This window comes from uncultured Microscilla sp. (assembly GCF_947493425.1).
GTDB lineage: Bacteria > Bacteroidota > Bacteroidia > Cytophagales > Microscillaceae > Microscilla.
Genome location: NZ_CANLRP010000056.1, coordinates 26,756 through 44,270, shown reverse-complemented (window position 1 = coordinate 44,270; position 17,515 = coordinate 26,756). Strand labels below are relative to the sequence as shown.

The 17,515-nt window shown below is 39.5% G+C and carries 15 protein-coding genes; 9 read left to right on the top strand and 6 right to left on the bottom strand.

The window, feature by feature from the left end; genetic code table 11:
* On the top strand, positions 1-399 hold a 399-nt coding region (locus Q0954_RS15840; protein ID WP_366916746.1), incomplete at its 5' end, for a transposase.
* Between the two features lie 135 nt (positions 400-534).
* Positions 535-2,163, top strand: coding sequence for an FMN-binding glutamate synthase family protein (locus Q0954_RS15835; protein ID WP_299458469.1), 1,629 nt, complete (start codon positions 535-537; stop codon positions 2,161-2,163).
* 147 nt (positions 2,164-2,310) lie between these two features.
* Here the strand turns inward: Q0954_RS15835 and Q0954_RS15830 are convergent, their stop codons facing one another.
* From Q0954_RS15830 to Q0954_RS15805, 6 genes are all read right to left on the bottom strand, one after another.
* Positions 2,311-3,033: a phosphatidate cytidylyltransferase gene (locus Q0954_RS15830; protein ID WP_299458468.1), complete on the bottom strand. Its 723-nt coding sequence runs from the start codon at positions 3,031-3,033 to the stop codon at positions 2,311-2,313.
* Between the two features lie 3 nt (positions 3,034-3,036).
* The gene (locus Q0954_RS15825; RefSeq protein ID WP_299458467.1) at positions 3,037-3,612 is read right to left on the bottom strand and encodes a CDP-alcohol phosphatidyltransferase family protein; all 576 of its coding nucleotides are present in this window, start codon (positions 3,610-3,612) and stop codon (positions 3,037-3,039) included.
* 124 nt (positions 3,613-3,736) lie between these two features.
* Entirely contained in the window at positions 3,737-5,164 is a 1,428-nt protein-coding gene (locus Q0954_RS15820; RefSeq protein WP_299458466.1) for an FtsX-like permease family protein, read from the bottom strand.
* A 262-nt stretch (positions 5,165-5,426) separates the two neighbouring features.
* Complete coding sequence (locus Q0954_RS15815) at positions 5,427-6,539, bottom strand: ABC transporter permease (RefSeq protein ID WP_299458465.1); 1,113 nt, start codon at positions 6,537-6,539, stop codon at positions 5,427-5,429.
* 298 nt (positions 6,540-6,837) lie between these two features.
* Positions 6,838-7,563 (bottom strand): peptidylprolyl isomerase, encoded by a 726-nt coding sequence (locus Q0954_RS15810; RefSeq protein WP_299458464.1) that lies wholly within the window; start codon positions 7,561-7,563, stop codon positions 6,838-6,840.
* Positions 7,564-7,682: 119 nt separating this feature from the next.
* The gene (locus Q0954_RS15805) at positions 7,683-8,912 is read right to left on the bottom strand and encodes a Glu/Leu/Phe/Val dehydrogenase dimerization domain-containing protein (RefSeq protein WP_299458463.1); all 1,230 of its coding nucleotides are present in this window, start codon (positions 8,910-8,912) and stop codon (positions 7,683-7,685) included.
* Positions 8,913-9,267: 355 nt separating this feature from the next.
* On the opposite strand from Q0954_RS15805, the gene Q0954_RS15800 reads away from it, so the two are divergent.
* From Q0954_RS15800 to Q0954_RS15770, 7 genes are all read left to right on the top strand, one after another.
* On the top strand, positions 9,268-10,011 hold the full coding sequence (locus Q0954_RS15800; RefSeq protein ID WP_299458461.1) for a type III pantothenate kinase: 744 nt from the start codon (positions 9,268-9,270) through the stop codon (positions 10,009-10,011).
* On the top strand, positions 9,986-11,275 hold the full coding sequence (locus tag Q0954_RS15795) for a hypothetical protein (protein WP_299458460.1): 1,290 nt from the start codon (positions 9,986-9,988) through the stop codon (positions 11,273-11,275). The genes Q0954_RS15800 and Q0954_RS15795 overlap by 26 nt, the downstream gene beginning before the upstream one ends.
* Positions 11,276-11,288: 13 nt before the next feature.
* A complete protein-coding gene (locus Q0954_RS15790; RefSeq protein ID WP_299458459.1) occupies positions 11,289-12,608 on the top strand; it encodes a hypothetical protein in 1,320 nt (439 codons plus the stop codon).
* Positions 12,609-12,880: 272 nt separating this feature from the next.
* Positions 12,881-13,411: an LPS export ABC transporter periplasmic protein LptC gene (gene lptC / locus Q0954_RS15785; RefSeq protein ID WP_299458458.1), complete on the top strand. Its 531-nt coding sequence runs from the start codon at positions 12,881-12,883 to the stop codon at positions 13,409-13,411.
* 59 nt (positions 13,412-13,470) lie between these two features.
* On the top strand, positions 13,471-13,737 hold the full coding sequence (locus Q0954_RS15780; RefSeq protein WP_002694717.1) for a hypothetical protein: 267 nt from the start codon (positions 13,471-13,473) through the stop codon (positions 13,735-13,737).
* A gap of 3 nt (positions 13,738-13,740) precedes the next feature.
* Positions 13,741-15,069 (top strand): hemolysin family protein, encoded by a 1,329-nt coding sequence (locus Q0954_RS15775; protein ID WP_299458457.1) that lies wholly within the window; start codon positions 13,741-13,743, stop codon positions 15,067-15,069.
* Between the two features lie 128 nt (positions 15,070-15,197).
* Positions 15,198-17,327, top strand: coding sequence for a SurA N-terminal domain-containing protein (locus Q0954_RS15770; protein ID WP_299458456.1), 2,130 nt, complete (start codon positions 15,198-15,200; stop codon positions 17,325-17,327).
* Positions 17,328-17,515 lie beyond the last annotated feature (188 nt).

The following is a 17,515-nucleotide window of genomic DNA, read 5'->3' as shown; positions in this document are numbered from 1 at the left end:
ACTAATATGCAGGTTGATCAGCTTCAAATGGCGCAAATGGTGTTTGAGTTATACTGCAAGAGAGCCAAGATTGAAGGGGTATTTAAGTTTTGTAAGGAGGTTTTAGGTTGGGAAGATAACAGGATACCTGACTACAATGTGGTTAAAAACCTTATTTCTCTCATTTACTTTGTCGCAGGCTACTTTTATGAAATAGAGGATCAGCTTACTCAGGATAAAACTATTGAGTGGATTGCACAACTGGGAGGAGGAAAAGGGAAAATAACAAGGCATTTTATATTAAATGGCTTTGCACAACTCATTAACTACAAACTTGCTCAGCGATTTTTTGAACAACAAGACATCTCTCCAGAACAAGTCAATGATGCCCTAAACAGGTTTTCATTTGGTAACGAATAATCTGTAGAGTTTTAAGATAACATATAAAATTCCTTTTATTTATACCAAACAGGCATTTGGTACAATACATGTCTGTTATGTCTATACATCACCAAACAATCTTTTCACTATTATTTGTCAAATCTACAATAACAAATGCAGCGATTTAAAGAATTTATTACTGAGTTAGAGTTTCTAGAGGTTGAGTTTCTGGCAATACTTTTTGTCCTCATACCTATTTGGATCATCTACATGGCAATCAGAGATATTTTGAACAAACGCCAAACCATCAAGCACAATTTTCCGGTGGTAGGTCGCTTACGTTATTTGCTTGAGTCGATAGGTCCAGAGCTAAGACAGTATATTGTAGCAAGCAACCGCGAAGAGCTCCCCTTTAACCGAAGTCAACGCTCTTGGGTGTATGCTTCATCGAAGAAGCAAAATAACTATGAAGGTTTTGGAACCGATAAAGATATTTATGCTCCTGGTCATGTATTTATCAACCCCGCCATGTTTGCCTACCAGCTTCCCGAAAACCACCCCAACCTGAAAGACCCTCATTTTTTGCCTTGTGCCAAAGTGATGGGTGAATACAACCAACGCAAAAGACCTTTTCGTCCCTATTCGGTGGGCAATATCTCAGCCATGAGTTTTGGCTCGCTTTCGCGAAATGCTGTGACAGCCCTCAACCGAGGTGCCCAAACCAGCGGTTGTTATCATAACACAGGCGAAGGAAGCTTGTCACCTTACCACAGCCACGGCAGCGATGTAATGTTTCACTTTGGTACAGGTTATTATGGGGTACGTGACAAAGATGGTAACTTTTCGATGGACAAATTGGTAGAACTAGTTGAAAAAAACGCTTTTATCAGAGCAATTGAAATCAAATTGTCGCAAGGTGCCAAACCAGGCAAAGGAGGCATTTTGCCCGCCTCTAAAATTACCAAAGAAATTGCTGAAATACGTGGGCTTCCAATGGGCAAAGACATATTATCGCCTGCCTCACACACAGCTTTTACCAACGTGCCCGAAATGTTGGATTTTATAGAAGACATTGCCGAAAACACGGGCTTACCCGTAGGTTTTAAATCGGCGGTGGGGCAACTCAAAATGTGGGAAGAACTAGCCGACCTGATGGTACAACGGGGGAAAGGCCCCGACTTTATTACCATTGATGGAGGCGAAGGTGGTACAGGGGCTGCGCCTCACTCTTTTGCCGACCATGTATCATTGCCTTTTGCTTTTGCCTTTACCAGTGTATATCAAATATTCTTAGAGCGAGGACTTACCGATAGGGTTGTATTTGTTGCCTCTGGTCGTTTGGGCTTTCCAGCCAAAGCTTTAATGGCGATGGCCATGGGTGCCGACCTTATTCAGATGGCACGCGAACCTATGATGTCTATTGGTTGTATCCAGGCGCAAGTATGCCACACCAACAAATGTCCGGCGGGAGTAGCTACCCAAAACAAGTGGTTGTCTTCAGGTCTTGACCCTACTTTCAAATCGGTACGTTTTCATAATTATATGACTGCTTTCCGCAAAGAGGTATTACAAATATCCCACGCTTGCGGATATGAACACCCTTGTCAGATTACGATGCATGATGTAGAGGTGGGAATGGGCGCTAGTCGTAGTACTCAAACCCTTGCCGATAATTATGGTTATACCAAAACTCCAGTAGAGTTTAAAGGCATGCAATCGTTGTTAGACTGTCCTCACTTGGGTGGCTTGGGTAAAAACATTACCAGTGCAGAGGCTTTAACCAAGGCAAAGGCAACCCATTGACAATATGCATAGCTCTGAAAAGGTGCTGGATATTTAGTACTTGCTTTTAAGTGTTTATAAACTTGTTAATTAAAAACCCTGACAAGGTTTACAAAAATATCACTGTATCAACCCTGGCAAATCAAGTCAGGGCTTTTTTATGTTTGCTTATATAAAAAACCAACCAAAATAACCGTACCCTGCCCCTACCCACAAAAAACTATCAAAACGATCGGTGATGCCGCCTTGTCCTGGCAGTACTTTGCCAAAATCTTTGACTTGGTGCAGTCGTTTGTAATAAGAGGCTGCAAGGTCGCCCGCAAGCGCCAACGCTATGCTTGCCAATCCAGTAGCAAGGGCTTGCCACCAGGCATAGTCGAGCCAGGTTTTGGCAAGCAAAGCAGCTGTCAAACCAAAACAAGCTCCTCCTATAAAACCTTCACGGGTTTTGGCGGGGCTAATGTGGGTAAAAAAGGGAGTTTTGCCAAAAAGTTGTCCTGCTATCTGGCTAAAACCATCAAATGTAACTACCACAAAATAACCAGTAAGAATAACTGTGGAAGGTAAGCGAAAGGCAAACAATAAAAATCCAGCAACAAGTAGAAGATATAACAACCCTATTTGCCCATAGGCAGCAAATGACAAGGGGTTTTGCCAAGCTACACCCACCACTTCAACTAAAATGGCGAGCATCAATAATATGGCAAAAGCCATAAACCAGTAACCCTCTGCCAAAATACATATTTTGACTCCTAGAATAATACAAAGGTAACTGACAAGTTTTATCCAACGTTGCTGTTGCTCTTTGGGCGGTACTTTGCGGTTGCCCAATGCCATACCCACTATGCCGATGAGCATATAGGGCATAAGGTAGTAAAATACAGGATGCATTGATTAATTTTTTAAGACCCAGTACAAGCCCTTTACATTGGAGCGAGGCTCAGGAATGATAAGAATAATAATAATTTCTTCAATACAGGCAAGGGTACCCCAACCCAGTGCCAGGTAACACAGCCAGGCTTGAAACCCAAAAACAAACCACACAAACATAAATATGCCTTGCAAATAGCCCGTCACCTTAAACATATAAGTATGCAAGCCTATCAAACCTTTGAACTTAATAAACACTACCAAATAGGCCAAAAACCAGCAAAACAGGTACAAAATAAAAAGCCAGTACAAGCCTTTGATGTCTGCCAGACGAAACTGATACGCTGCAAAAAAAGCCAATACAAATACCCCTAAGTCTGCCCAGGAGTCAAGCTTTGCTCCTAGCTTGGTTTGCATATTAAACCCACGGGCAATGGCTCCATCCAGAATATCGGTAATGAGACTGATGGCAATAAAAACCACAAAGAGTTGTTCTTGTTGGCTCACAATAAAGTAAAGGATCAAAGGAAAAACCAGCAAACGATACAACGAAAGTATATTAGGGATTGTCCATATTGGTTCTTGAGAGTTTTGTGCCATGTTTCATATCAAATTATATAATATTTTACCTTAATGAAGTACCTAGGCAGCATTAAATATATCATACTATGCCCATTGCCCTTACTTGTAGCTAATCGCTCATTACTTGCCACTTCTATGGCCTCTAGGCATGCTCGTTTCGTAATACCTCTAACGGTGGCTTGTTTAATATTCCGCGACTATTGAGCATACCAATCATAATAGTGACAGCAGTAATGATAAAGTAGATCGCAAAGGTAGACCAGTAGTGGATATAGAAGGGTACTTTAAAAGCAAAATGTGCCAAAGCATAGGTACTGAATACGGCAAGTACAATACCCGACAAGGAAGCCAGGCTACCCAAAAAGAAATACTCTAACACATTGATCCAAAGAATTTGACGGCGACTGGCACCCAACGTGCGCAAAAGCACACTTTCTTGTACCCGCTGAAAACGACTGATAATAACCGATCCTGCCAACACCACTAAACCAGTAAGAATGCTAAATAACGCCATAAACTGAATGACAAAAGCCACTTGTCCCAATACATCGTCAATGGTTTTGACTACCAGCCCCAGGTCTATGACAGAAATACCAGGGTATTTTTCTACAAGGGCTTTTTGAAACCTGCCCGATACACTGGTATTGGGCACCCGCATCATCATTACATGAAACTGAGGGGCTTCTTCTAACACTCCTTTTGGAAACAACAGCAAAAAGTTTGGAGAGAAACTACCCCACTTAATTTGTCTGAGGCTACCCACAATAGTAGGTACCATTAACCCTTGTACATTAAAAGTGATCTTGTCGCCAATAGACAGCCCCATTCGTGTAGCATGTTGCTCATCTACTGATATATAAATAGGCGCGTTGACACTACTCACTTTACCCTGCCAGGTACCCTTTGATACTTTCTCCAGTTCGGTATTAATGGTATCACGATATGTTACGCGGTATTCGCGGTATAAAGTCCAACGGGGTATTTTTCTTTGTTGATCGTTCAATAAAGCTTTTCTGCTTCTTCCATTGATTTTGGCAATACGCATAGTAACTACTGGCATTTGCTGTTGCACTTTTAGGTTAAACTTGCGTACAATATCTGCCACCGCATCTTTGTCTTTGTTTTGAATATCAAACAACACCATATTGGGTTGCCCTTCGATGCCAGAGCGTGCCACCCGATTGATGAGCAAACCTTGAGTAAAATACAAAGTAGTGATCAAGGCAGTGCCCAAGCCTATAGATACCAATAAAATGAGGGTTTGATTGTTGGGGCGGTATAAATTGGCCAGGCTTTGGCGCCAAAGATAGTTCCAGGATACAGGAAAAAACCTGCGTACCAACCACATCACGGTGCGCCCTAGCCCATTGAGTAGCAAAAAAGCCAGCAATAAGGCAATCGTAAAAAAAAATGCAGGAGCAATGCGCTGCAACTGGAAATAAACAAACCCAAAAATAAACAGTAAAATCAACAGTATTACCAACCCACGAAGTGGGTCAATGCTTGATTTTTTTTCTTCTACTGAAGCCCGTAAAGTTCGCAGAGGAGAGATTTTTCTAATGCTTAACAAGGGTAACAAACCAAACAAGACTGCTACTACAACGCCTGTTATTGACAACTCCCACGACTAAAGCCAGTGGGATTCTTGCCCAACGCACAGCCTAACGGCTCACGTTAACGGACATTGGCATCTGTCCCTACCAATTGTTTTCATAAGATGAGAGAAAGATTTGGTTATCATCTATCTCATTGATCCAAATATACAAAATCATTTGCCATTCGGCAATTATTTTTCATCCCACGATTGAAACCAGTGGGCTTTCAAATAATATTTATCGTAAACCTTGCCATACAGCAGTGAACGAAATACTCATTGTGACATCAACTACCAAAAAATCACTAAATATTTTTGGTAATATCACTTGAACCAACACCCCCAAACAAGCTCCAATAAAAGCTCCGGCAAACCCCATCAATGCAATTTGCAACAAATAAATGGTAAACGCCTGGTTACCGCTTAAACCTAAACAACGTAAAACCGCTACCGTTTTAAGTTTGTCTTTGATATACACATGTACAGAACTAGCCACCCCTAAACAGCCTAAAAGCAAGGCAACAAAAGCCACCAAATTAAAAAACTCTGATAAGTTCTCGAACACCCGCCCTACTCTTTGCTTGCGATCGGCTACCGTCTCAAAACGGAGGCTTTCTTGCTGCAGCAAAGGTTTAACGCGTGTCTCAAGTTGCTCTAAATTGACCGAGGGAGGCAGTTTGAAATAATATCGATAATTGATACGACTTCCTTTTTTTATTAAATTGGTTTGAGACAAGTATTTCAAAGGAAAGTATACAATCGGCACGGCAGTAGTGCTTAGTTCGCTTTGCCCTGGAATCTGAAAGATGCTCCCAGCCACCCTGAACGTCACTTTGCCAATGCGTATCGAGTCACCCACTTTTGCACTGTATTGGGTCATAATAGTGTTGTCTACAATTGCTTGTTGTTGGCTTGAGTAGGTCTGAGCAGCAGACACTGGCTGAGTTTCAATTTTGCCATAAAATGGGTAGTTGCCTTTGAGTGCCCGCACACGTACCAAACGACTGCCTTGACTTTTGGGCAGATAAATCATAGATAGAAAAGCGACCTCTTCTGACACTTCGCCCAAGGCTGCTAACGAGTCAATCAACTGTTTTACCCGCGTTTTTTTATCAAGAGATTGTGCACTACTAATGACCAAATCAGCCCCTAATAAATCTTTAGATTGGGAGTCAATAGAAGCACGCATATTGTTACCAAAAGAGTTGATGGCCACCAAAGCAGCTATACCCAAAATGATGGAAGCAGTAAATAGCAACAAACGCGACAAGTTACGTCGGCTGTCGCGCCACGCCATTTGTAAGAGCCACCTGAAGTTATAAGCATTTTTTTTTATTGTTGGTTGATTCATAGTTATATCAGTGCTTTGACGAAATATAGTCGTTTTGTCGGCATTTATGCAACACTGTATATACAAAAATGACAATCTTTTGAAAGTTTTAACATCACTTGCCTGCCTAAAATCTAAGTACCCGTAACCCTCCTAAGGAAAAATAAAATAGTGGAGCTATTACTTATTTTGAACTATCACAGAAAATAGAAAACGTAAAAAAAGCAGTTATTTCAAAACAACCCATCTGTGTTTCGAATAACTGCTCTTATGATTAAATTCAATAATATTTATTGTACTTTTTCCAGCCATAAAAAGCTTACTGATTGTATTTATACCCAAACTTTCGGGTAATTTTCTTCTTGCGCATTTTTCGCACCTTAATATCCATTTTTATATCTTTATAAGGTCGATTTGCCCGGTCTTTTTCTTGTTGGGCTATTTTGTCTATTACCTCAAAACCTTTCACTACTTCACCAAAAACCGTATACTCTTGATCTAAAGGAGGGAACCCTCCAACTGTTTTATAAGCCTTGCGTTGCTCATCGGTGTATTTTATACCTTTGCGTAGTTCAATGGCGTTCAATTCTTTATCTGTTACAGGTCTGCCCTGTACTATGTAAAACTGACACGCATTAGAAGCCTTTTTGGGATTGCCATCACGTGCAGCTGCCAACGCACCTTTTTTATGTATATGGTTAGGTCTAAACTCTGCCTCTATTTTTGCCATGTTTGATCCACCCATGCCCAACATTTTGCCCTTGGGAGCATTGCGTGAATCGGGGTCTCCCCCCTGAATCATAAACCCTTTGATTATACGGTGAAATAATAAATCTTTATAAAACTTTTTCTTGATTAGTTTTATAAAGTTATTCTTGTGTTTTGGGGTATCTTCATATAAAACAAGGTACATATCACCAAACGAAGTGGTAATCTGTACCAAGTGATCTTTAGACGATTTTCGGCTTTGCGCCTGGAGCTTCAAACTACCAAAACTCAAAAATATCAGCAGGGCGACCTGGATAAAAAAGTACTTTTTTTTCATTTTTCTGCTATCGATTAGTTTTTGGGGTAAATTATACAAAATAAAATAAGCAGTCAATACATTCTAAGATGAATCACTCAGAAAATTGACTGCTTATTGCTATATACTATTTTAGTAACTTATACCAATTGCTCTAAGGCTATTTTGAAAGCTGCTTTTGCAATGTTTTTAGTATTGGGGTGGGCCTCCTGTACTTTTGCCAAAGCCTCTTTGATGATCTCAGATGTATCAGAAAAAATTCCCTCATCACTGAGCTCTACTTCACCTGACATTAAGTAACCAAATACCCTGGCCATACCACAGTTGGCAATAAAGTCAGGAATAATAGCCACCTGAGTATCAGCAAAATCGCTGATAGGTCCAAAGAAGATTTCTTCGTCGGCAAAAGGCACATTGGCACCTGCCGAAACCACTTCCAAATTGGCGGCAATCATTTGCTCTACCTGCGCTTTGGTTACCAAACGAGAAGCTGCCGCTGGAATAAAGATTTCGGCACCCATGCTCCATATTTTTTGGTTGGCCTCGTCAAAAGGAACCAGTTTATCGGCCACCAGTTTATTTCCATTCTTATTTACAAACAGTGTTTTTATCTCGTCAAAACTAAAGCCATCTGAGTTTAACAAGCCACCCACACGATCAATAATACCTACTATTTTTACTCCCATATTGGCAAGGTATACAGCAGCAGCGGCACCTACATTACCCCAGCCTTGTATAATGGCACGTTTACCAACAAAGTCGCCACCCCAAATATTGTAATAGTGTTTTACAGCTTCTGCTACTCCATAACCTGTAATCATATCAGCCACTACATATTTGTGGGCAGCATTGGAAGGAATATAATTTTGGTTTTCTATGACTTTAGAAACGCCTTGACGCAGTTGACCAATTTTTTTGATTTTTTGAGGCTCATTGGCATGGTAGTGTCCATTTACCACCCCTTCTTGTGGGTGCCATAAGCCATATTCTTCGGTAATGGGAATCACCTCAGCTATTTCATCCACATTCAAGTCGCCACCAGTACCATAATAATTTTTTAGCAATGGAATTACTGCTTTATACCAGCGTTCCAATACACCATGCTTTCGCGGATCGTTAGGATCAAAGTTAATTCCTGATTTTGCTCCTCCTATAGGGGGGCCAGAAACCGTAAACTTTACTTCCATTGTTTTAGCAAGCGACTCAACCTCTCGCTTATTCAACCCCTTTCGCATTCGGGTACCTCCACCAGCAGCGCCATTACGCAATGAATTGATAACCACCCAACCTTCAGCTTCTGTTTCTGAATCCTGCCACTCAAATACAATTTCCGGGCGTTTATTTTCAAATTTTGCTAAAAGATCCTTCATTTTACTTCTTGTGTTTTTAGAGGTTAAATTATAAATATGTCAGTAAATATAGAAGGTTTTTTGACCATTACCACTTCTATATATTTTAAAATGTTCTGCTTCTTACATACCCAAAGGAGACAAAAAAACATTGGACTGCGTAAAGACCACAGATATATGTTATTTTTGTAGTCATAAAAAGCAATGTGCAAATTTATAGGAAAACTTTGTAATTATACATGCATAAAACGTTGATAATCACACACTTTTTTTATTAGCAAATATTCTTCTTCTAATAAAGCAAATATTCCAAATTATCAATATTTTATTCTTCCTATTTATTTATACAACCAAAGCCTTAACAAAAAATCGCGTAATGCATCCACTGAACTTGTGTATTGATTTAGGCAATACAACGGGAAAAGCCGCTTTTTTCAGGCAACAAAAAATGCTTGAGTACCATGAACAATTGTCTGAAAAATCAATTTTACACCTGGTACAAAAAGAGCAACCCCATTATATTATTATCTCTTCGGTAAGAAGCAATCTTGACAACTTGCTTGATCAACTCAAGCAATATAGCAAGGTAGTAGTGCTGGACAGTACTTTGCCAGTGCCAATGATAAACCATTATGAAACCCCTCATACTTTAGGCACTGACCGCATAGCAGGTGTTGTGGGTGCAAGGGTGCTCTACCCGCAGGACAGTTGTTTGGTAATAGATGCAGGCACTTGTATTACTTATGATTTCATAGATCAACAAAACAATTATTTTGGTGGGAGTATTTCATTAGGTTTACAAATGCGTTTTAAAGCCCTCCATCATTATACCGATCGTTTACCACTGATAGAGGCGGCAACAACACGACCAGCACTGGTAGGTACCAGCACTCCAAAAGCGATGCTTAGTGGGGTAATAAATGGATTGGTTGCCGAAATAGAAGGGGTAATAGCGGGTTATAGTGAAATTTTTGGTAATTTTGCGCCGATTTTATGTGGGGGAGATGCTGCTTTTTTTGAATCAAAAATAAAAGAGTCCATATTTGTAGCCTCCAATTTGATACTCATCGGGTTGAACAGAATATTAATCTACAATGTCGAAAACAAACTCAAGTCGTAAATTTCATAGATTATTTTTGATTCTATGTCTAAGCGGGCTATTTCATATTAGTTACGCTCAGAACTTTGGTAACTCTCCATATTCACAAGTGGGTATTGGCGAAATGCTCGGTTCCACATTTTCTCACCAAGCAGGTATGGGAGGGGTAGGTGTCAGTAACAACTCTATAAGCTTACTCAATATATATAACAACATAAACCCTGCACTACTTGCCCGCAACCGCCTGACTGTTTTTGAAGCAGGAGTATTGGGACAAGTCAAAACATTAAAAAACACCAATGACTCACAACAAGATGCTGGGGGTAGTTACAACTACCTTGCACTCTCTTTTCCTATAGGCAAGGTATGGGCAACAGGAATAGGGCTTACTCCTTATAGTACCATTAATTATGAGTCAAGATCACGTATTAATATAGTTAATTCCGATTTTTCTACTGATTTGACTCAAAAAGGCGAAGGAGGTGTGAACTCTATTTTTATTACTAATAGTGTGGCTATATTCAAAAAACTTTTTATTGGCTTAAAGGTTAACTGGTTGTTTGGTTCTATCATCAATGAGTCCTCATCTGAGCTATTTTTAGGTTCAAGCCCTCTACGTACTACTGTTACTTATTTTAACCGTACTCGTGTAAACGATTTATTACTGGAACCAGGCGTGTCATTCCAACAAAACCTGGGCAAAAACCTGTTTTTAAACCTGGGAGGCACCTTTAGCATGGCTACAAACCTTAACGCCAAACGTTTTGTATCTTTTGACCGTCGCAATGATAATGATATCATTTTAGTTCAAGATACACTTACTAATAACCAGGCAACCAGCATTGACATGCCTAATCGCTTACGCTTCGGCGCAAGCATAGAAAGAGCTTACCGGTGGCAATTAGGCGCAGATGTGATACTCGAAAACTGGTCAGCTTTCAAAGTAAATAATTCTACTACCAACTTAAGCAATATTTACGGAGTAGCAATAGGAGGTGAGTATACCCCCAACGTAAGCAGCTTAAACAATTATTGGAAGAGGGTGACTTACAGAGCTGGATTTAAATATAAACAAAACCCCATCAATCCTGAACAGGTCCAAGATATGTCGATTAGCTTTGGAGTTTCGTTACCTGTACAAAAAAACCGATCATTATTAAATCTTTCGGTGGTACTAGGACAACAAGGCCGTATATCTGATGGATTGGTTCAGGAAAGATACGTACGCATCCATTTGGGAGCTACACTTAATGATAGATGGTTTGTTAAACCTAAAATTGATTAAAATTTAAAACACGATGAAACGTTCACTATTCTTATTTGTATTTATGGCGTTGTTTGTTAGTCTTACAAACGCCCAAGCACAACCTACCAAAGGCATCAAAGGTGGTAACCCTAATGACTGGCCTTCAGACGTAAGAGAAAAATTTATTGTATTAGGTGACAATGCCAGCCAAAAAAACTACGAGACAGCCCTGCCTGCCTTAGAGTGGTTGTTGGCAAATCACCCACAGTTACACAAAAATGTATACATTAAAGGAATACAGGTATACCATGGGTTGGCAAAAAAAGCTACTGACAAAGCCAACAAAGTAAAGTATCAGGACAAAGCCATGGATTTGTATGATCAACGCATCAAGTATTTTGGCAATGAAGCAAAAGTGTTGTCTTATAAAGCTTATTATGCTCCTTATTACTGGACTGGTCGTCGCACAGAAGATTTGTATAAACTATATGCAAAAATTGTAAAGCTAAACGGTAACAAGACTGAAGCCAACGTAGTATCTCATTATATGGGCATTGCTGCCGCCAAGAAAAAAGCCAATCAATTGACCGAAGATGAGGTGCTTAACCTTCACGAGGAATTGACTAAGATAGCAGAGGCTAACTCTGGCGCAAAGTGGGACAAAGCAAAACAAACACTCAATGCTCACCTGGCAAGTGTTATTACGATGAACTGCGACTTTGTATACAAATTTTATGTGCCTAAGTACAAAGCTGACCCTGAAAATGTAAAAATGATTGAGCAAGTATTGGCTCGTATGATTCAAGCAAGTAAAAATGCTAAAGAAGGCGAAGAACGTTGTACTAAAAAGCCTTTGTTTCTGGAGTTGGCAGAGAAACTTTTCAAGAAAAAGCCTACTTATGGTCGTGCTATGAACTTGGTAAATGCTTATCGTGATGATAAACAAAAAGCAAAAGGGTATTTGGAAAAAGCCATTGAACTAGCTGATACTGACCAGAAAAAAGCAGATGGTTATTTACAGTTAGCTGGCATGCAAAGAGGCATGGGGGCTTACGGAGCTGCTCGTAAAAATGCTTACACTGCCGCCAAGCTTAACCCATCTATTGCAGGCAAAGCTTACAATATGGTAGCTTATATGTATATGGCAAGCGGTAAAAGCTGTAATGGTACCAACCCTAAAAACCCTTGTCACGCCAAGGCTGTATACATTGCAGCTTATAACATGTTCCAGAAAGCTGGCAACAGTGGTGGTATGGCAAAAGCAAGACAGTATTTCCCAACCAAAGAAGAAGTGTTTACCCACTCTATGTCAGGTAAAGCTGTAAATGTAGGTTGCTGGATCGGAGAAACTGTAACTATTGTAGGTCAATAGCTGGTCAGGCTCCTATCAACATTATAAACAAAAAAACGTGGGACTCTCTTTATTTAAGGTTCCCACGTTTTTCCATTTAGTGTATGTTTTAAATTAGTAAATGCTGTACTTTAAGCTTTCATCTACGAATTTTATAAACCACTAAAAATCAACATGATATAAAACCATGGAAATTTGTAGAACAGCTTTAACTTGCAGCTTATCGCTTAAAGCTTGAGGCTATAGTAGCTACCAACTAACAATTATTACAACAACACTCACTTATATCATTCATGCGATATTCTTTTGTATTCGTTATATTATGCTCTATAATTGGACTAATTGCCTGCGAAACCAAAGACACTACTAGAAAAGCTTCTCAGTACAAAGGACCTTTGATAGAAATTACCAATGTCAATGCTTTTTACAGCGATTCGGGTAAAGTAAAGGTTAACCTTAGAACTCCTTTGCAACAAGAATATAAGAATGAAGATCGAGTATTCCCAAAAGGTTTAACGGTAAATTTTTATGATGCCCAATTGCAAAATAATGGCAGGTTGGTGGCAGACTCTGCTTTTTACTCCAAAAAAGAAAAACTCTGGACAGCCGTAGGCAATGTTGTGGTTACAAATTTGTTGGAAAATAAGTCGTTGTTGTCTGATACCTTGCATTGGAATACCACCAAAAAAATTTTTTATACCTCTGCTCCTATCAAAATCACTAGCCCCAAAGACAACTTGGCTGGCAAAGGCATAGAAGCACAACAAGATCTAAAGCGTTACCAAATAGGACAACCCAAAGGAATTATTACAGTAAAACAATAGTTTGTTGTATAAAGCACTCAAAAAGAAGTTACTTTATAGTCGAAAACACTTATTAAAAAATGAAATTAGTTGATTCTATTCTATTATCTGCATCTGTTGGCTTTTTGGTGATAGGCATCAATCAGGTTTTTGCAGGCCAGGGAAAAGAAAGTTACTGGATTTTTATGTTTTCAATCATTTGCTTATTTAGCTATCAAGCACGTAAATTAAAGCGAAAAGAAAAAGCTGCAGTAGCAGAGCAAACACCCAACAAAACCACTGGCACAAAGCCCAAAAAAGACGCGTCCAATTCAAACTATACTAAAAAGAAAAAACGCCGAAAATAATCCATGGAATTATACCAAACGATTGGTGTTCTTATTTCGCTGGTACTATCAGCCCTTTTCTCAGGTACCGAAATAGCTTTTGTGTCTGCCGATAAATTGCATATTGAGCTACAAAGCCAAAAAGGCAAGCTTCCTGAACGATTGCTGGCGCGTTTTATCGACAAATCTTCTTACTTTATAGCAGCCTTATTGATGGGTAATACTGTCACATTGGTAGTATATGGCATTTACATGGCCGAAATTTTAGATCCGCTGTTGCTTGCCTACTTGCCCCTAAGCATTAATAATGAGTTCAATATATTATTTATCCAAACTATCTTATCTACTATTATTGTACTCATTACGGCTGAATTTCTTCCTAAGTCTATCTTTTTGATCAACCCTACCCGCCTGTTGACATTCCTCTCAATCCCGATGTCATTGCTTTATTATATGTTATTCCCGTTTGTATACCTAATGGTTAATTTTTCAAAGTTTGTCATTATCAACATTTTTAGGCTTGATTACTCTGAAGACCGGGCAGTATACAACCTGGTAGACCTTGACAAGTATGTAAGCAATATAGCCCCTAACACCAACGAGGCAAGCGAAAGCCCTGAAATAGACCCCAAAATATTTTCGGCAGCCCTTGAGTTCCGAGATATAAAAGTAAGGGAGTGTATGGTACCCCGTACCGAGATTGTAGCAGTAGAAGAAAACAATACCTTGATTAAGCTGCGTAAAGCATTTGAGGATTCGGGGCACTCTAAAATTTTGGTATATCAAGAAAATATTGATGCAATCATAGGATACTGCCACTCGCTTGACTTGTTTAAAAAACCAGAAAACATTGCCTCTATCATCACTCCTATTATTAGTGTACCCGAAAGTATGCCTGCCCAGGAGTTGCTGGCACAGTTTATAGCAGAACACAAAAGCATCGCACTTATTTTTGATGAATTTGGTGGAACTTCAGGTATTGTGACTATAGAAGATGTAATAGAAGAGATTTTTGGTGAGATACAGGACGAACACGATAAAGAAGTATGGGTAGAGAAAAAAATTGATGAGAATAACTTTATTTTGAGTGCCCGCCACGAAATAGACTACTTAAATGATAGATATGATTGGGATTTGCCTGAAGATGAATACGACACATTGGGCGGACTAATACTACACCTCAACGAAGATATACCAAAACCTAACCAGGTTTTACACTATTCTCCTTTTGTTTTTACCATCTTAAGTATACAAGACCGCGCACGCATAGACACAGTAAAGGTGTCGTTGCAAAAAAATAAAAGTAAGCCTAAAAAACGAAAAAGCCCCCTAAAAGTTTCCCGAAATTCCTAATATTCCCAATATTTCTATGATTCTATGTCGAGCATTCCACATGAATCCGTATCTTTGCGGAATCCTAAAAAACCTACTGTGAATGACACAATATTTTTTGTTTAATTTTTAACGAAGCATATAGGAAGATGGCTATCATTAATTCAATTAGAAGGCGATCTGGGTTGGCTGTGCTAGTGATTGCACTGGCGATTGCAGCTTTTATTCTTACAGATTTATTTGGTAAAATGTTACAGGGCGGTGGTCCTGAAAGCATGACTGTGGGGCACATTCAGGGTGAACGTGTTTCATATCAAGACTTTAACAACCGAGTAAGTTTTGTAGAAGCTCAGTACCAGAGACAGGGATACCCTATTAATGATCAAACACGAAATAGCATTCGTGAGCAAGTGTGGGGCGATTTTATATTTAAAAAAGCATACCAACCACAATTTGAAGAACTAGGCATAACTGTAACTCCACAAGAGATTAAAGAAATATTGCAGGGTGACTCATTAATGCGTGACTCTCAGTCTCAAGTAATTCAACAACTTACTCGTACTTTTAAAGACTCTACGGGTAAATACAGCCCTCAAATGGCTGGAAGTTACTGGACTAACATACCTGCCCCTCAGAGAAATCAACTGAGAGAAGGAATTCGTAAAGATCGCCTGCAAAAAAAATACACTAGTTTGCTACAGTTCTCTACCTACATTACCAAGGCAGAAGCCAAACGTGACTACACTAACAAAAACACTAAAGGAGACTTTAAGTTTTTGTATGTACCTTATAGTAGTGTAGCTGATTCAACTGTAAAAGTAACTGACACTGAACTGGAAGCTTATATGAGAGATCACGCTGACGAATACAAGTCACAAGAAACGCGTTCTCTTGAGTATTATGCACTTTCAATAGACCCTTCGCCAGAAGACAGCACCAAGTTTGCCAACTTGATTCGTCAGACGGCTAAAGACTTCGCAAAGGCTGAGAACGATTCTGCTTTTGCTGTCATCAACTCTGATGACCCTCCTAACATGAATTTCCAAGACCCAACTAAACTCCCTAAAGAAATATGGGAAACTGTACCTACGCTTACCAAGGGTGCAGTGGTAGGTCCATTGAATAATAAAAATACTTACACTATCTACAAAATCAGTGATACTAAAGCTGACACAGCAAACTATTACGCCAACGTTTCTAACCTTTTGATTAAGGCTGACTCTACCATGAAACAAAGTGAGCAGGATAGTGCACGTAGAAAAGCTGAAGATATTCTCAAAAAATTACTGGATAATCCTGGTGATTTTGAAAATCAAGCAAATACCTACAATACAGATGGTACTAAAGGCAAAGGAGGCGCTTTGGGTTGGTCAAACTTAAAGACTTTCGTAAAGCCATTTAGTGAGGCTATCAAAGGCACTGACAAAATAGGTGTTATTCCAAAAGTAGTAAAGTCAGTGTATGGGTATCACATCATTAAAGTGATACACCCTAGTACTAATAAGCTGTACAAAGTAGCTACTATCAAGAAAACGTTATTACCAGGCAAAAGCACGATTGATGAGGCTTTCAAAACTACTGATAAGCTGGTAAATAACAGTAAAACACTGGAGGAGTTGAGAGCCAATGCAGCAAAAAATCCTAAATTGATCAAAAATACCGCGCCTAAGCTACAACCTTCGGCTACTAACCTGGGAAGCTATCAAGGGGCTCGTGAAATTATCAGATGGGCATTCAAAGATGAGACAAAAGTAGGGGAGATATTCAAACCTGTTGAATTGTCTGATCAAAATGTATACATCATAGCTGCTTTGACTGGAGCTACAGAAAAAGATGAGTTGAGCATTGAAGCAAACCGTGAAGCTTTGACCAACAAGGTTCGTCAGGAGAAGAAAAAGGCGCAAATTTTAGAAAAACTAAAAGCAGCCAAAGGCGCTAACCTTGAATCTATTGCTAAATCGTACGGCTCGTTGGCTCAGGTAAAAACAATGAACAACGCAAGTTATGACAATAGCTCTATTCAGGGAGCTGGCTTTAACCCGTTGGCAGTTGGATATGCCTTTGGTACTACTAAAGGGGCGGTGTCTAAGCCAGTTGGTGACCAAACTGGCGTATTTATGTTTGAAGTAACCAAGATTACTCCTGCTGGTGAAATCAAGGATTACTCTAAACAACAAAAAGAGTTGCTTACTCGTGCGCAAAGCCTTGCTCGTTTTTATATAGACCAGGCAGTGAGAGAGTTATCAGATATTGAAGATCAACGTTATAAGTTTTATTAATAGTCTGTAATCAAACAGCTAGGCAAAACTCATAAAAATCTTCCTATAGAATGCCATCTGACAATATGTTGGGTGGCATTTTTTGTTAACAACAACTCCACCAAAGGCTATAAGGAATGGTGAGAAATTAAATTACCATTCTTGAGGTAGAGGTTTTGTTTTGAGACGAGGCTATTTTTTGCGCCCAT

Excerpts from the sequence above, each read along its gene's own strand:
- Q0954_RS15835 (WP_299458469.1), top strand. The coding sequence starts at position 535 with ATGCAGCGATTTAAAGAATTTATTACTGAGTTAGAGTTTCTAGAGGTT.
- Q0954_RS15830 (WP_299458468.1), bottom strand. The coding sequence starts at position 3,033 with ATGCATCCTGTATTTTACTACCTTATGCCCTATATGCTCATCGGCATA.
- Q0954_RS15825 (WP_299458467.1), bottom strand. The coding sequence starts at position 3,612 with ATGGCACAAAACTCTCAAGAACCAATATGGACAATCCCTAATATACTT.
- Q0954_RS15815 (WP_299458465.1), bottom strand. The coding sequence starts at position 6,539 with ATGAATCAACCAACAATAAAAAAAAATGCTTATAACTTCAGGTGGCTC.
- Q0954_RS15810 (WP_299458464.1), bottom strand. The coding sequence starts at position 7,563 with ATGAAAAAAAAGTACTTTTTTATCCAGGTCGCCCTGCTGATATTTTTG.
- Q0954_RS15805 (WP_299458463.1), bottom strand. The coding sequence starts at position 8,912 with ATGAAGGATCTTTTAGCAAAATTTGAAAATAAACGCCCGGAAATTGTA.
- Q0954_RS15800 (WP_299458461.1), top strand. The coding sequence starts at position 9,268 with ATGCATCCACTGAACTTGTGTATTGATTTAGGCAATACAACGGGAAAA.
- Q0954_RS15795 (WP_299458460.1), top strand. The coding sequence starts at position 9,986 with ATGTCGAAAACAAACTCAAGTCGTAAATTTCATAGATTATTTTTGATT.
- Q0954_RS15790 (WP_299458459.1), top strand. The coding sequence starts at position 11,289 with ATGAAACGTTCACTATTCTTATTTGTATTTATGGCGTTGTTTGTTAGT.
- lptC (WP_299458458.1), top strand. The coding sequence starts at position 12,881 with ATGCGATATTCTTTTGTATTCGTTATATTATGCTCTATAATTGGACTA.
- Q0954_RS15780 (WP_002694717.1), top strand. The coding sequence starts at position 13,471 with ATGAAATTAGTTGATTCTATTCTATTATCTGCATCTGTTGGCTTTTTG.
- Q0954_RS15775 (WP_299458457.1), top strand. The coding sequence starts at position 13,741 with ATGGAATTATACCAAACGATTGGTGTTCTTATTTCGCTGGTACTATCA.
- Q0954_RS15770 (WP_299458456.1), top strand. The coding sequence starts at position 15,198 with ATGGCTATCATTAATTCAATTAGAAGGCGATCTGGGTTGGCTGTGCTA.